This window comes from Limnothrix sp. FACHB-1083 (assembly GCF_014696485.1).
Taxonomy (GTDB): Bacteria; Cyanobacteriota; Cyanobacteriia; order CACIAM-69d; family CACIAM-69d; genus CACIAM-69d.
Genome location: NZ_JACJQD010000010.1, coordinates 1 through 13,113, shown reverse-complemented (window position 1 = coordinate 13,113; position 13,113 = coordinate 1). Strand labels below are relative to the sequence as shown.

Here is a 13,113-nt window from a genome sequence, read left to right as displayed (position 1 = left end):
CGGATCAATCCCGGATCGGATCAGGGATTCGAGATTTCACCTCGCGCCCCGTGTTCTTTTTGATCAAGGCGCGATAGGCGGCACGCTTATAGTCCCTGTGGTACTCCTTCGTCCTGGAAAAATCCTTCCCTACCAATTCAATGGGAGTTCCACCCTTGAGATGCGCGGCTTTTGATGTAGGCAATTGCTTGACATCCACCCCTGCCGCCGTCAGCCAGCGCTTCAGGGAGATAATCGGAGTCTCCTTTCCTCGATACTCCGACAGGGTTTCACACACCCGGCTATAGATAATTGCAATGCCGGGGTTTTCTTCAACAAATTTGCGAAGGGATAGCAAAGCAAAACGCGGATTCTCGGGGAGAGCGTCCGCGTCAATTTCGGGAAAGGTCAGGTCGAGCTTGGTATCCATTTCATTTCGTCATTTAGTTGACTAAATCAAGATAGCCGAAGCACAATCACGAATCAATGGGTTCAAACCGAATACCCCGATCGCCAGGATAGAGTTAAGTCCTTGCTGAGCGCTGGCGACAAGGGCTAAAGTCTCATTAACAAGGTGGCGGCATGATTGTTGGGATTGGCTCGCGATCGAATCGTCGATAAACCAAAAAATCGCTATCCAGCGTCAACACAACGCCCGTTGGGAATTTTTCCGAGAGTCGTACCAAGCAAGCATCAGCCACGGACATCGGAACTGAGCTATACCGCTGCATCAGTTCCAGCAATCGATCTTTTTCTTGAGCGAATTGGATGCCAATTCTGAGTTCACTCTGATTCAGAAACCTCAGGAGACTGGAGCGACCATTAGGAACTCGTCCCAATAAAAACCACGCCTCAACCAAAATCGCTTCACAAGTCAGGAGCGGTGGTTGTAGCATCGCCATTTCCTGCTGCGCCCAGCTATGAAATTGATCACGCCGATTCATGACTGCCACCAGAGGCCCAGTGTCTAAAAGAACAGGACGATTCAATTTTCTTTGTCTCCCAATCCATCAAGATACTTAGGATTCGTTGATAGGTCTTCAGGCCCATCACCAACACCCACAAATGGCTGGAGAACGTCCAACACTGATCGTGTTTTCGGTGGCTGAACTTGAGCCGATCGCCTGCCCAGAGATCGCACCAGTTGCCAGATCAACATCAGCCGATCGCGCCAGGACAGTTGTTCGGCTTGCTCACTTAAAGATTTCCACGTCACCATGATCGATCGCCCCCGTCGGGGCTGATGAAACTGCTGATTGCATTTTTGATTCCATTATGGATCGATCGCCCCGCCGTCCAATCGGCCGTATGATGATTGGCTTGGGGTGTTTTCGCCACAGTTAGCCGATCGCGCTCGCAACCCGAAACCCGAGCCAGATCGATCGCGCGACCCTCACTCGCCCCAGCCCTTTCAACCCCCACGCAACAAGCAAGGAAACTGACATCGTGACTCGCACGAACCTGGATTTTTTGGCCGAATCCGATCCCCTCGTGGCCGAAATTATCGGTCTCGAGTTACAGCGCCAGCGCGACCACCTGGAACTGATTGCCAGCGAAAACTTCACCTCGGCGGCGGTGATGGCGGCCCAAGGCTCGGTGCTGACCAATAAATATGCAGAAGGCCTGCCTGCCAAGCGCTACTACGGCGGCTGTGAATTCGTCGATCGGGTGGAGCAACTGGCGATCGATCGCGTCAAAGAACTGTTCGGCGCGGCTTGGGCCAACGTGCAACCCCACTCGGGCGCGCAAGCCAACTTCGCCGTGTTCCTGACCCTGCTGCAACCAGGCGACACGATCATGGGCATGGACTTGTCCCATGGTGGCCACTTGACCCACGGTTCGCCCGTGAATGTGTCCGGCAAGTGGTTCAACGTGGTGCAGTACGGCGTGAGTCCCGAGACCGAGCAACTGGACTTTGATCTGATCCGCAAGCTGGCGATCGAACACAAGCCCAAGCTGATTATTTGTGGCTATTCTGCCTATCCCCGGACGATCGACTTTGCCCAATTCCGGGCGATCGCCGATGAAGTGGGCGCATACCTGATGGCGGACATTGCCCACATCGCCGGGCTGGTGGCCGCTGGCCTGCATCCCAACCCCCTGCCCTACTGCGACGTGGTGACCACCACCACCCACAAGACCCTGCGCGGCCCTCGCGGCGGCTTGATTCTGTGCCGCGATGAGGAGTTGGGCAAGAAGTTTGATAAGTCGGTGTTCCCTGGCAGCCAAGGCGGCCCCCTGGAGCATGTGATCGCCGCTAAGGCCGTGGCCTTTGGGGAAGCGCTGCGCCCGGACTTCAAAACCTACGCCGCCCAGGTGATTGCCAATGCCCAGGCCATGGGCGCTCAGTTGCAGGCGCGTGGTCTGAAGCTGGTGTCTGGCGGCACGGATAACCACTTGGTGCTGGTGGATCTGCGATCGATCGAAATGACCGGCAAGGAAGCCGATCGCCTATTGGGTGAAATCAACATCACCGCCAACAAGAACACCGTGCCCTTCGATCCCCAATCGCCCTTTGTGACCAGCGGTATCCGGTTGGGTTCGCCGGCCATGACCACGCGCGGCATGGGTGCGGCGGAATTCACGGAAATCGGTGACATCATCGCCGAGCGGTTGATCAACGCGGCCGATGCGTCAGTTGAAGATGCCTGCCGCGATCGGGTAGCAGCCCTGTGCGATCGCTTCCCGCTCTATCCCCACCTGCGGGTGGCACTGCCGGCCCTGGCTTAGAAGCTACCTGCAAAGAGTTGGGCAGCACTTGCCAAACACCCGCAGTTGTGGGGGCAAAGGGTTTGAGACTCTTGTCTTCGTTAATTGGTTGAGCAAGTCGCGCATCAATCTTAGTTTTTTGAAAGGGGCAAGGCCAAAGGCCTGCCCTTTTTCTTGGGAGTTTTTGGGGTTTGATTGAATATTTTTAAATCCATAGATTCTAAAGATTCTAACTTTTTAAGCTTTTAGTTCTTGACTTTTCCTTAACAGCTTGGCAACTGCTAAAAATTTTCTAGAAGATTGAGAAATCCAAGATCTCAAAATGAGTTGATTTTGGCTTTTTTGAAAAAGACAATTTGAGGAATTAAGGTTTCTTAAGGGCAAAAGATCCCAAAAGTTAATCAAAATCCAGTTTCCACTTAACCCTGTCTTTACTGAAGAAACCTAGCGTAAATAGCGTCTATGGCTCTTTGCGGAAGCCGACATGGTGGATGTTGGTTTCTTGGCAAATGGGTCTCGTGCGTCGCTGAATTTATGAGCTTGGCTAGGTTTGCATTGGCCTCAGTTTGCATGGCTGTTCTGAATCCCGTCGCGATCGGGCCTTGGAACTTTGGGAGCGGACTGACTTTGATTGATCAGCCGGCCCTGGCCAACCCCCCCAACCTAACTCTCGAATTGCCGATTTATACCCTGACCGAACAGCGCGATTTAGTGGCCCAAGCCGAACGGATGGCCCAAGCGGCGATCGCGCGGGAATTTCAGCAAAAACCGGCCCTTTCGATGGTTCAGGTTGTGGTGTTGGGCAATCGCCATGGAAATTTAGTGCCCATTTTGACGGTGAGTGTTACCCGATCGCAGTGGCAACAAAACCCAAGGGTCAGCGCCTGGACGCAATATTATGCGTCCGGTCGCTTGCTGCAACGGCCGGATCCTCAGCCAGCGGAGCCGCCTGATTCTGTGGTGGCGGCGCAACCGGCTAACCCAACGCAGTCGGGGCAACCGGAAACGGGCCCTCGGGGTGTGGGTGGTCGCGGCGCAACCATTGATCAGGCTTGGGATACGGGTCAAATGACGCGATCGCAAGCTCAGGACTATCTCAGCGACCTCGATTAGGACAGCGGCGAAGACAGCGGCCTCAGCCCCTTCATCAGCCTGTTTCCACCACTTGCATCGCCAGGACTAGGAGAAGACCCGTGATTCACGACAACGGCATCAGCAATCGATCGAACAACCGCCCCTTTGAAGACATTTTGCGCGCCCGCTTGTCCCGCCGAAACCTCTTGGCCCGCAGCGCCATGTTGGGAGCCAGCGGCTTTTTGGCGGCCCTGGCTGGCGATAAACTGCTGGCCCAAGGAGCCGCAGCGGCCACGGGAGCCAACCCCGAAGCCGGTCTGGCCGGTGGGGAATTGTTGGCCCAAGCGCGGAAATTGGTGGACTTCCCGATCGTGCCCGTTTCGGCAGGCTCGGGCCCGGTGCCGGCCATCTCCTCCGCCTATGAGTACGACATTTTGATTCCTTGGGGCAGCCCCTTGCAGGGCCCTGGCCAAGGCCCCAACTACAATGGGGATCCCAACCGTCGCCCCAGCTCGGCCGAACAGGCCCAGCAAATCGGTATTGGCCACGATGGAATGTGGTATTTCCCGTTGGATCAAGGCAACGACAATGGGATGTTGGCCATTAACCACGAGTACGGAACCAACAGCCACGTCATTGGCAAAAACTTGCCCACCAGCCTGGAAGATGTGCGGGTTTCGCAGCACGCCCATGGGGTTTCGGTGGTGGAAATTCGCCGGGTGCGGGGAGCCAAGTGGCAAGCAGTGCCCAGCCCCCGATCGCGCCGGATCCATGTGAACACCCCCGTCACCTTCAGCGGCCCCGCTGCCAACAGCCCCCTGCTGCGCACCGCTGCCGGTAACCCGCCCTTGGGAACCCTGAACAACTGCGCCAACGGCAAAACCCCTTGGGGCACTTACCTGACCTGCGAAGAAAACTTCAACGGCTACTTTGGCGACAGCACCTACAACGCCCAAACCAAAACGGGCACTTGGAAAACGACCAACGCCCAAAAGCGTTACGGTTTCGCGGCGGCTGGCTTTGGCTATGGCTGGGAACTGTTTGATAAGCGTTTTGACCTGGCCAGCGCTGAACATGCCAATGAAGAAAACCGCTTCGGTTGGGTAGTGGAAATTGACCCGATGAACCCCAACCAAACCCCCGTCAAGCGCACTGCCTTGGGTCGGATTAAGCATGAAGGGGCTGAAGTGGTGGAAGGTCGCGGCGGCCGGATTGTGGTCTACATGGGCGACGACGAGCGCTTTGACTACATCTACAAGTTCGTTTCAGCGGACAACTGGCGATCGATGCGGGCCCGTGGGGTCAGCCCCTTGGACGAAGGCAAGCTCTATGTGGCCAAGTTCAATGACAACGGCACGGGCAGTTGGCTGGAGCTAAACATCAGCAACCCGGCCCTGCGCGGCAAATTCAGCGATCAGGCGGAAGTGTTGACCTATGCCCGGTTGGCGGCGGATGCCCTGGGAGCAACGCCGATGGATCGCCCCGAGTGGATTACGGCTGCGGCGAATGGGCGGGTTTATTGCACCCTGACCAACAACACCCAGCGCAAAGACACGCAGGTGAATGCGGCGAATCCCTTGGGCCCCAACCCCGATGGCCACATCATCAGTTGGCGCGACAGCGATGATTACACGGGCACTAGCTTCACTTGGGATATTTTCATCCTGGCGAAGGATACCCACGGCAACGGCGATGAGCGCACGTTCAGCAGTCCCGATGGTCTGTGGGCGGATCCCGATGGCCGTCTGTTCATTGAAACCGATGGTGCTCAGAAGAAGGGCCTGAATGATCAGTTGTTGGTGGCCAACCTGGAAACGGGTGATATTCGCCGCCTGTTGACGGGGGTTACGGACTGTGAGGTGACGGGCATTACGGTTACGCCCGATCGCCGCACGATGTTTGTGAATATTCAACACCCTGGGGATGGGAACCCGGCGAAGACCAATTTCCCAGCGCCCCAAGGTAGCGGTCGGATTCCTCGCGATTGCACGCTGGTGATTCGCAAGAAGGACGGCGGCATCATTGGTTCGTAGGCTGGTAAATTCGTCAGTTTCTAGGTTCCAATTGGATTCTTAGATGCAGGGGGCGATCGATTCCCGATTGCCCCCTGCCATTGCAATCCGTCACGAGATGCTCAAGACCATAAAACAAGCTGTTGATGAACCCTCACAGCGCGATCGCCTGGTAATTTCCGGTGCGATCGCGCTGTTGTTATGCTGGGCGATGGCGCTTGTTTTTGAGGTTGGTTCATGGCCGATCCCGCATCTTTTGGTGTTTCTCAGGTTGTTCCTCAAGTTTGTCTCGATCGCTTCAATGAGGCAGCCCGGTTGGCCGGCGAAGGAGACATTGCCAGCGCCCTTGCCCAATATGAAGCGGTGTTTGCAGACCTGGGCAACCAACCTTCAGGGGTGGTGACCGGACCATTTTTGGCGCTGGTGGAACTGCGCAAGGCCTATTGCCTAATGAGCCTGCGGAACTATGCAGCGGCTCAGGCAATTTTCCAATCACTCGATCGGGGCATGGCCGGGCAGTTGGAAACGGCGGAAATTTTTGATTTCTATCTGGCCTATGGCAATACGTTGGGGCATTTGTCTTTGCTGGAGGAAGCGATCGATCGCTTTGCCCATGCCATGAACGTGGCCACGGAATATTTACGGGATGCCGAGCGATTTCGTACGGTTTGGTATTGGGTTTTGTATTGGGAAAAATATCACGGCGCTTGGGAGGCGCTGGATGAGCATTGCGCCGATGTGAATGGTTTTGGGCTAGAAAACCAGGATCCGCAATTGCAAATTATGGCGCTGGAGTTTCGGTGTTATGCCGATCGGGCGTTGGGACGATTGGCGGCGGCCCGGCAAGGGGCGGAGGGAATTTTGGCTTGGAAACAGCAAACTCAGGCGGATCCTGCTGAAATTGCCCAATGGGAAGCGTTTTTAGCGTCGCTGGTTCAACCCGATTAACAACTGTTGATTAACCCTTCTGTTGGTGTTGTCCGTTAATGTTGCTTCCCGTTGGTGCGGTGGTTGCTCGGTTTCCCCTCTTGGAGTCGTTGCAAATATTCCCAACCTCGCTGGGGCCAGACCCGATCGCGCCCGGTGCGTTCGGCAATCCATTGGGCCACCTTGGGCCCCGACCAAGGGCCCCCGTCGGGAGCCGGTTGATCCAGCAATTGCGCTAATTCCTGTTGTTGCTCCGTGGTCAGGAGCGATCGAGCCGATCGATGGCGTTGGCTGGGTCGCCGGTCGATCGCATTGGGGCCCAGTTGGTTATAGCGACGAACCAACTCCTTGGCATAGTCATAGCTCAAGTCCACCACTCGGGCCGCTTGGGTAATGGTCCAGCCTTGGGCAATTAAATAGAGCAGGTGCCATCGGCGGGCCTCGGTGGCTTCCTTGGCTTGACGGTAGCGATCGCGCAGGCGATCGAGGCTGAGATGGGGGTTCAGCGTGACGCGCGGCGGCATAGGAACGACCTGGGATCGTCAATCAAGCGATCAAAAAACAGCAAATCAGGGGGCCAAGCGATTGACCTGAGCCAGCACAACCACCCTGGGCTTGCGGTGTCTAGCCAAGGCCCGGCGGTCGTATCCCCACTTTGCTCTTCTGGCTGGCAGGGTCGAATCCGGACGCTTTTGATTCACCCGACCCGATCGCCCCGATCGACGCACCCTAGGGGGCCAATCGCTGCCAAGCCAACCGGGCCGCTCCGGCCATGCCTGCCTGATTGCCCAATTCCGCCACCACCATTTGCAATCCTTCCCGGGAGGAGGGTAGCACCCGCCGGTTCACTTCCGCTTCCATGGCCGGGAAAAACCACTGGGCCCCGGCGCTGATGCCACCGCCAATTACCAAAGCTTCGGGCGTGAAAATGTAGATTAGGCTGGCTAATCCGGCTCCCAAGTCTCGGCCGTAGGCGGCCCAAAAGGCGATCGCCTCCAGATCGCCCGCCGCGGCCTTGGCCGCCACCTGGTGAGGTTCCAGACCCGTGCGCCGCCGCACCGCCTGCACGGAGGTGTATTGCTCCAATGATCCTTGATTGCCGCTGTTGCAAGGGGGCCCGTCGGGATTGAGGGTAATCAGACCCAATTCCCCGGCGGCTCCGGTGCGGCCCGCGAATAGTTCGCCCCCCAAAATGACGGCTCCGCCTACGCCCGTGCCCAGGGTCAACACCAGCAGGTCTTGGAATTGGCGACCAGCCCCTAACCAGGCTTCTCCTAAGCCAGCGCAGTTGGCATCGTTGGCCAAAATGGTCGATCGGCCCGTGGCCGCTTCCATCCAATCGGCTAAGGGCACATCGCGCCAGCCTTCCAGGTTGATAGCGACTCGGGCAATCCGGCCGGCCGCGTCGGCGGGGCCCGGCGTGCCAATCCCGATCGCGATTGCTCCTCGATCGGGGTCGAGTTGCTGAATGGCGGCGGCGATCGCCTCCGTGACTGCTGTGGGTGTGGCCGGCTGGGGAGTATCAATCACCAACGAAGCCAAGCAATCACCCGTGGCCGTATATCGTCCCAACTTGATGGCCGTGCCGCCCAAATCTACCCCGATTACCGTTGCCGAACCCATGACTCTGTACCAAAACTCCGCCGCGCTATTTTGGCATCTCGGTTAGCGGCGCGATCGGGTCAAAAGCTTGGGCAACGGTCAGCAACCCCAAAAAGGGCAGCAATCAGCCATCTTAATGCAAGATTACTAAGCTAATCTTGCATTCAAGAACGCTAAATTGGGGGTCGAAACCCCATTACGTGACCCAAACCCTTCGATGGCGACTCCAACCGCTTCTAGACCCCAAAATCGTCGCCAAAATCGTTGGCTATTGGCCGGTATTCTGGGGATACTCACGGCCCTCGGGTTGGGAACCAAGCGCTATCACGGCCCCTTGGAAAGTTGGGTGCAACATCACCTGGGCGATGTGTTGGTGATGATTTTTCTGATTGGGGTGGCCCGTTGGCTGTGGCCCCGGCGATCGGCTGGGGTGCTAAGTGCTTGGGTGATGGCGATCGCGATCGGGATTGAACTACTGCAACTGTGGCATCCACCGATGTTGCAAGCGATTCGCGCCACCTTCCTGGGGCAAATTATTTTTGGTAGCTACTTCGACTGGTGGGATTTTGTCCACTACGGCCTTGGGGCCTTGCTGGGCTATGGGGGGTTACGGTGGCTTGATCGCTGGGGCCAGGAACAACCCCAAGTGGCCCCGCCCGATCGCCCCTCGATCGATCAGTGACAAGTAACGGCGCTAGCGGCGCGATCGCAGCCGGCTTTGCTGCCATTGTTGCAATCGTTCAATCCATTGCCCCCCATCTTCCTTGGCTTGGTTCAGGAGATGAACGATCGCCGCTTCCACGATCGTTTCCTTATAGGGGGCGTTGCTTTTGCCCAGGGCCAATTGCAGTTCCAAATGGAAGCGATCGAGTTCGTCCAGTACCGACTCCCGTACTTGAAAAGTAGCCCGGCGCAAACTGGCCGCTTGGCCCTTGGGTGCGGGCGGCAGCGAATCCGTCTCGGATTCCGTGGGTTGCAGATATTGTGCTAACAACTGATCGCCGGCCGTGGGTTCTGGAGACATGGTGGATTGCAGAATTGGGGATTTGAACCGAGAAGTGGATGGGGAAAATCAGGGGAATTGATCAGATTAATCAGTCGATCGGTTGATTGGTCTATTCGTTAATCAGTCGATCGGTTGCAGCATCCATCGAGGAGATGAGTAGCAGCAATCGATCAGGTTGGATTGGTGGGTGAGGGACGATCGACCAAAACCGCCGCGATCGCTTCATAACCCTGCAACACAACCGATCGGCGTTGGCGAGCAAGTCCCGATCGCAACAATTTTCCATCGACCGTGAGCTTGGGGAAACAAGCCGATCGAGGAATGGGCGGAAACAGGGCGATCGCGCCTCGGCTGGCCAGGGCCCAATCTTGCAATCCCGCCAACACCTGATCACACCAAGGGGCCCGTCGTTCGCTCATGGTGGGCAACACCCCCACAACCCGCAAATTGGGATTGAGCTGCGATCGCACACTGGCCACCGTTTCCATCAGAGCCAACAAACTGCGCAAGGCCAAGGGTTGGCATTGTACCGGAATCAACAACCCATCCGCCGCCGCTAACGCACTCAGCGTCCAAAACCCCAATCCCGGCGGACAGTCCAGCAACACCAGAGGGCTTTGGGTTTGGGCGGCAGAGGTTGCCAAAAATGGTTTGGGTTGTTGCGCATCAAGCTTGCCCAGCAGTGGCCAAGATTGCGCCAAGGCCTGACGCAGCCGCAACAACCCTTCGGGCGATCGAGCCAAGGCCACCGCCGCCGACTCCAAATCCAAACCACCCGGCAACAGCCATCCCCGATCGCCCGCCGCCACCAGTCGATCGCCGATCGCCCCCTGTCCTTGCAACGTTGTCGCGATCGAGGGTGAATCCGTCGCCCCCAACAGGGCCGTTAGGTGCGATTGGGGATCCAAGTCCACCATCACCACGGGTGATTCCACAGGCGATCGATCCGCCAACAGTTCCGCCAAACAAAGCACCGTTGTGGTTTTGCCCACGCCTCCTTTGGGATTCACGATCGCGATCGTTGTGCTTGCCACCGGTTTTGCCCACATCCCAGACCACAGGCGAATTCTACCGCTTCACTCGCCATCTTGCTCGCTGGTCAACCATCCAGCCACTCAGAAATAAAAGAATTTAAATTAATAAATTTACAACGTCTCAAGAATTTCAAAATATAAATTCATAAGAACATAAACATTCAAATTGTCAACTTGTTAAAAATCTAAAATGATTTTTGGTAAATCCATCAAAACAGACCCGTCAGAACCAGTCCCCAAGCAGTCCCATACCCCCCAACGGAGCCTGACCTCGCCGCCAGTTAGCCCCAAGGCACTCCAGAAACTAGAAGTTGCGATACAAAATTGCGGTCTATGCCATCCCAAACCCGACCCTTGAATCGCCAATGCCCCAAATACAAACGAACAGACAAGGGGTTTAGGGCCTGTCGCCATTCCCATCGCCGTAGGGGTTGGGTCTCCCAACCCTAACCCGGGCGATCGCCCTAACCCTGTCCACCCCTGGGAACACCCAAGGATTACGGGAACTGGGCAGGGAAACCCTGTCCCTACGACTGATTGGTTTTTTGAAGAACACCGAATTTCTCAGTGCTTCCTTTCCTCAAAAGAAGCGGCTTAACGTCGCCAAATACCTTGAACCTGTGACCACCAAGCTTGGGGCCGATCGCTCGATCGCACCTGCCAGCTCAACATCGATAGAATCAGGGGCCAACCACCCGATCGCAACGCCGCTGCCACATGCAGCCCCAAACACAACACCATCACCACCCAAGCCGCCAAATGTACGGAATACCAAACATGGTGAAATTCCCCGGCCGGCAGCCATTCCTCCTTAATTTGCCGACCGGAAACTACCGCCAGCCCCGCCGCCAACAACATCAACGTATTCGCCAGGCGATGGAGCGATCGCTTGGCTTGATCCGTCTGTTGATTGCCCAGTTGCCGCAGCGCCGCGATCGAAAGCAACCGATGAGCACCCAAATAAAAACTGTATAGCGCCAGCGGCAACAACATCACCAGGAAAAACAGACCGAATGTGCCGTGCAAGCCTTCAATGTCCGCGATCGGGGGCAACGGCAACCGTCCCCACCGGCCATCGTAAGTGTTGTAGGTCAGGGCCGCCGTCACGATCGCCCCAATCCCCAAGATGGCACTGATGCCATGCAAAAACCGCAATAACGAAGGTTGATAGGGCTGAGCCTTGGCCATGAATTTTCCTCTCAAGTCATCCTGACTGACTAAAAAAGATCGTCGTAAAAGACCATCTCATCGGTTGAATATAGTTTAAAGAGTTTAAGGAATTCCAGAAAAAATAAGTTGCGGCATGGGCTGCCTAATACTAAAAAATTATCATCCACTGAAAATCAAGATCAAGGGTCAAAAGAAAACCTGGCGAGTATTTTGGGGTGCTCGCAACCCTCCAAGGGATTACAGGAGACTGGGTTCAAGATTTTGCGTTGAGATTCAAATTCAATTCATTTTCCATTCATTATTATTTCATTTTTCAAAATAAATTTATTATTACTGATCTTGAGGGTTACCACATTACTACCGTCATAGATCAAATACAGATCAAACCGCATCACAATCACTTGAAATGCCCTGCCAGCAAATATCCCAAGCCAATTCTCGGATTAGAATACAGGGATATCATTAGTCCAAAGAAAGCCCTAAGGCGTGATTATCTTGCTCAAAATCTTCTTCTGATTAATCCAACTTCGATTAATCCACGAAACCTAATTCGAATTAGAAAAATGAATCAAAAATGAATCGAAAATAAAACAACAAAGATGAATTGAATATGAAACAAAGAAATCAAAAAATTATCTATAATGACACTGTTTTAGAAATGAGATAAAAACTTCTAGTTTTATGCTTGATAGATTGTTCCCGATAGAAAATCAAGCGTTTTTATAAACATCCCTGATTTCCAACTCAACTCAATTCCCCAACAACCGCCATGGACATTTTAACGGCAGCTTCTTTAGGGCTAGGACTATCAGCAGATGCCTTTGCGGTCTCTGTTTCCAGCGGCTTATCCATGAAGTATGCTCGCTGGCACAAAGCCATCAAAATTGCTCTGTTTTTTGGTGGGTTTCAAATGTTGATGCCGATCTTGGGTTGGGGTCTGAGCCTGACCTGGCGATCGACCATTGAAGCCTACGATCAGTGGATTGCCTTCTTGTTGTTGGTGGCGATCGGGGCCAAGACAATTCGCGAAGCCCTGGGGGATGACGATGACAACCCCAGCGAACAAGCCTGCAACCCCGCTGACACCAGAATGCTCACGGGCCTCGCGATCGCCACGAGCATTGATGCTCTGGCGGCGGGTGTGGGGCTGACGGTGGTAAACACGCCCATCTTGCAAGTGGCCGGCGTGATTGGCCTCATCACCTTTGCAGTCTGCTTGGCGGGGGTCTTTTTAGGGAAGTCCTTTGGCTGCCGACTCTACTCCCACGTGGGCAAGGTGGAGATTGTGGGCGGTGTGATTCTGATTTTGCTTGGCTTCAAAATGTTACTAACTGCGGGGTGATTCGGCAAAGTGGCCATCATTATGTCAATAATTGAAATGGTATAGCAGGTATCAAGAACCTGTAGTTTGGGGAAGCTAATCTCGATTAGCTCCCCTCTTTTTATTTCAGAAAGAAGCTTTTCCTTCCTAAACAGAAGTGTTGAATGACAGATTCAGGTTATAAAAAAGGGGTAAGAAGATGTAATTCTTACCCCAAACAATCAAAAAGTAATACACCAATGTTACGCTCATTCTCTCAAATCGTCAAACCTATTCTCA

General features: G+C 54.8%; 13 protein-coding genes. 6 read left to right on the top strand and 7 right to left on the bottom strand.

Annotated elements, in window-relative coordinates; all coding sequences use genetic code 11:
- Positions 1-4: 4 nt before the first annotated feature.
- Together H6F46_RS13385 and H6F46_RS13380 are read right to left on the bottom strand one after the other, a co-directional pair.
- The gene (locus tag H6F46_RS13385; RefSeq protein WP_190355417.1) at positions 5-409 is read right to left on the bottom strand and encodes a hypothetical protein; all 405 of its coding nucleotides are present in this window, start codon (positions 407-409) and stop codon (positions 5-7) included.
- Positions 410-545: 136 nt separating this feature from the next.
- On the bottom strand, positions 546-968 hold the full coding sequence (locus H6F46_RS13380; RefSeq protein WP_190355418.1) for a type II toxin-antitoxin system VapC family toxin: 423 nt from the start codon (positions 966-968) through the stop codon (positions 546-548).
- Positions 969-1,425: 457 nt separating this feature from the next.
- On the opposite strand from H6F46_RS13380, the gene glyA reads away from it, so the two are divergent.
- From glyA to H6F46_RS13360, 4 genes are all read left to right on the top strand, one after another.
- On the top strand, positions 1,426-2,709 hold the full coding sequence (gene glyA, locus H6F46_RS13375) for a serine hydroxymethyltransferase (protein WP_190355419.1): 1,284 nt from the start codon (positions 1,426-1,428) through the stop codon (positions 2,707-2,709).
- 549 nt (positions 2,710-3,258) lie between these two features.
- A complete protein-coding gene (locus tag H6F46_RS13370) occupies positions 3,259-3,801 on the top strand; it encodes a hypothetical protein (RefSeq protein WP_190355420.1) in 543 nt (180 codons plus the stop codon).
- Between the two features lie 80 nt (positions 3,802-3,881).
- Positions 3,882-5,795, top strand: a complete 1,914-nt coding sequence (locus tag H6F46_RS13365) for an alkaline phosphatase PhoX (protein WP_190355421.1) — start codon at positions 3,882-3,884, stop codon at positions 5,793-5,795.
- Between the two features lie 216 nt (positions 5,796-6,011).
- On the top strand, positions 6,012-6,722 hold the full coding sequence (locus H6F46_RS13360) for a hypothetical protein (RefSeq protein ID WP_190355422.1): 711 nt from the start codon (positions 6,012-6,014) through the stop codon (positions 6,720-6,722).
- A gap of 35 nt (positions 6,723-6,757) precedes the next feature.
- On the opposite strand, the gene H6F46_RS13355 is transcribed toward H6F46_RS13360, so the two are convergent.
- Positions 6,758-7,225 (bottom strand): helix-turn-helix domain-containing protein, encoded by a 468-nt coding sequence (locus H6F46_RS13355; protein ID WP_099534218.1) that lies wholly within the window; start codon positions 7,223-7,225, stop codon positions 6,758-6,760.
- A 205-nt stretch (positions 7,226-7,430) separates the two neighbouring features.
- Complete coding sequence (locus H6F46_RS13350) at positions 7,431-8,324, bottom strand: ROK family protein (RefSeq protein WP_190355423.1); 894 nt, start codon at positions 8,322-8,324, stop codon at positions 7,431-7,433.
- Between the two features lie 196 nt (positions 8,325-8,520).
- Between H6F46_RS13350 and H6F46_RS13345 the strand changes: the two genes are divergently transcribed.
- Positions 8,521-8,985: a DUF2809 domain-containing protein gene (locus H6F46_RS13345; protein WP_190355424.1), complete on the top strand. Its 465-nt coding sequence runs from the start codon at positions 8,521-8,523 to the stop codon at positions 8,983-8,985.
- A gap of 12 nt (positions 8,986-8,997) precedes the next feature.
- On the opposite strand, the gene H6F46_RS13340 is transcribed toward H6F46_RS13345, so the two are convergent.
- The 3 genes from H6F46_RS13340 to H6F46_RS13330 all read right to left on the bottom strand — a co-directional run bounded on the left by H6F46_RS13340 (position 8,998) and on the right by H6F46_RS13330 (position 11,531).
- Positions 8,998-9,327 (bottom strand): hypothetical protein, encoded by a 330-nt coding sequence (locus tag H6F46_RS13340; RefSeq protein WP_099534215.1) that lies wholly within the window; start codon positions 9,325-9,327, stop codon positions 8,998-9,000.
- Between the two features lie 152 nt (positions 9,328-9,479).
- On the bottom strand, positions 9,480-10,343 hold the full coding sequence (locus H6F46_RS13335) for a ParA family protein (RefSeq protein ID WP_190355425.1): 864 nt from the start codon (positions 10,341-10,343) through the stop codon (positions 9,480-9,482).
- A gap of 594 nt (positions 10,344-10,937) precedes the next feature.
- Entirely contained in the window at positions 10,938-11,531 is a 594-nt protein-coding gene (locus H6F46_RS13330; protein WP_190355426.1) for a cytochrome b/b6 domain-containing protein, read from the bottom strand.
- 751 nt (positions 11,532-12,282) lie between these two features.
- On the opposite strand from H6F46_RS13330, the gene H6F46_RS13325 reads away from it, so the two are divergent.
- Entirely contained in the window at positions 12,283-12,855 is a 573-nt protein-coding gene (locus H6F46_RS13325; RefSeq protein ID WP_190355427.1) for a manganese efflux pump MntP family protein, read from the top strand.
- The last annotated feature ends 258 nt before the right edge of the window (positions 12,856-13,113 follow it).

Bases quoted from the DNA above. Each gene is read 5' to 3' on its own strand.
- H6F46_RS13385 (WP_190355417.1), bottom strand. From the start codon at position 409: ATGGATACCAAGCTCGACCTGACCTTTCCCGAAATTGACGCGGACGCT.
- H6F46_RS13370 (WP_190355420.1), top strand. From the start codon at position 3,259: ATGGCTGTTCTGAATCCCGTCGCGATCGGGCCTTGGAACTTTGGGAGC.
- H6F46_RS13360 (WP_190355422.1), top strand. From the start codon at position 6,012: ATGGCCGATCCCGCATCTTTTGGTGTTTCTCAGGTTGTTCCTCAAGTT.
- H6F46_RS13355 (WP_099534218.1), bottom strand. From the start codon at position 7,225: ATGCCGCCGCGCGTCACGCTGAACCCCCATCTCAGCCTCGATCGCCTG.
- H6F46_RS13350 (WP_190355423.1), bottom strand. From the start codon at position 8,324: ATGGGTTCGGCAACGGTAATCGGGGTAGATTTGGGCGGCACGGCCATC.
- H6F46_RS13345 (WP_190355424.1), top strand. From the start codon at position 8,521: ATGGCGACTCCAACCGCTTCTAGACCCCAAAATCGTCGCCAAAATCGT.
- H6F46_RS13340 (WP_099534215.1), bottom strand. From the start codon at position 9,327: ATGTCTCCAGAACCCACGGCCGGCGATCAGTTGTTAGCACAATATCTG.
- H6F46_RS13330 (WP_190355426.1), bottom strand. From the start codon at position 11,531: ATGGCCAAGGCTCAGCCCTATCAACCTTCGTTATTGCGGTTTTTGCAT.
- H6F46_RS13325 (WP_190355427.1), top strand. From the start codon at position 12,283: ATGGACATTTTAACGGCAGCTTCTTTAGGGCTAGGACTATCAGCAGAT.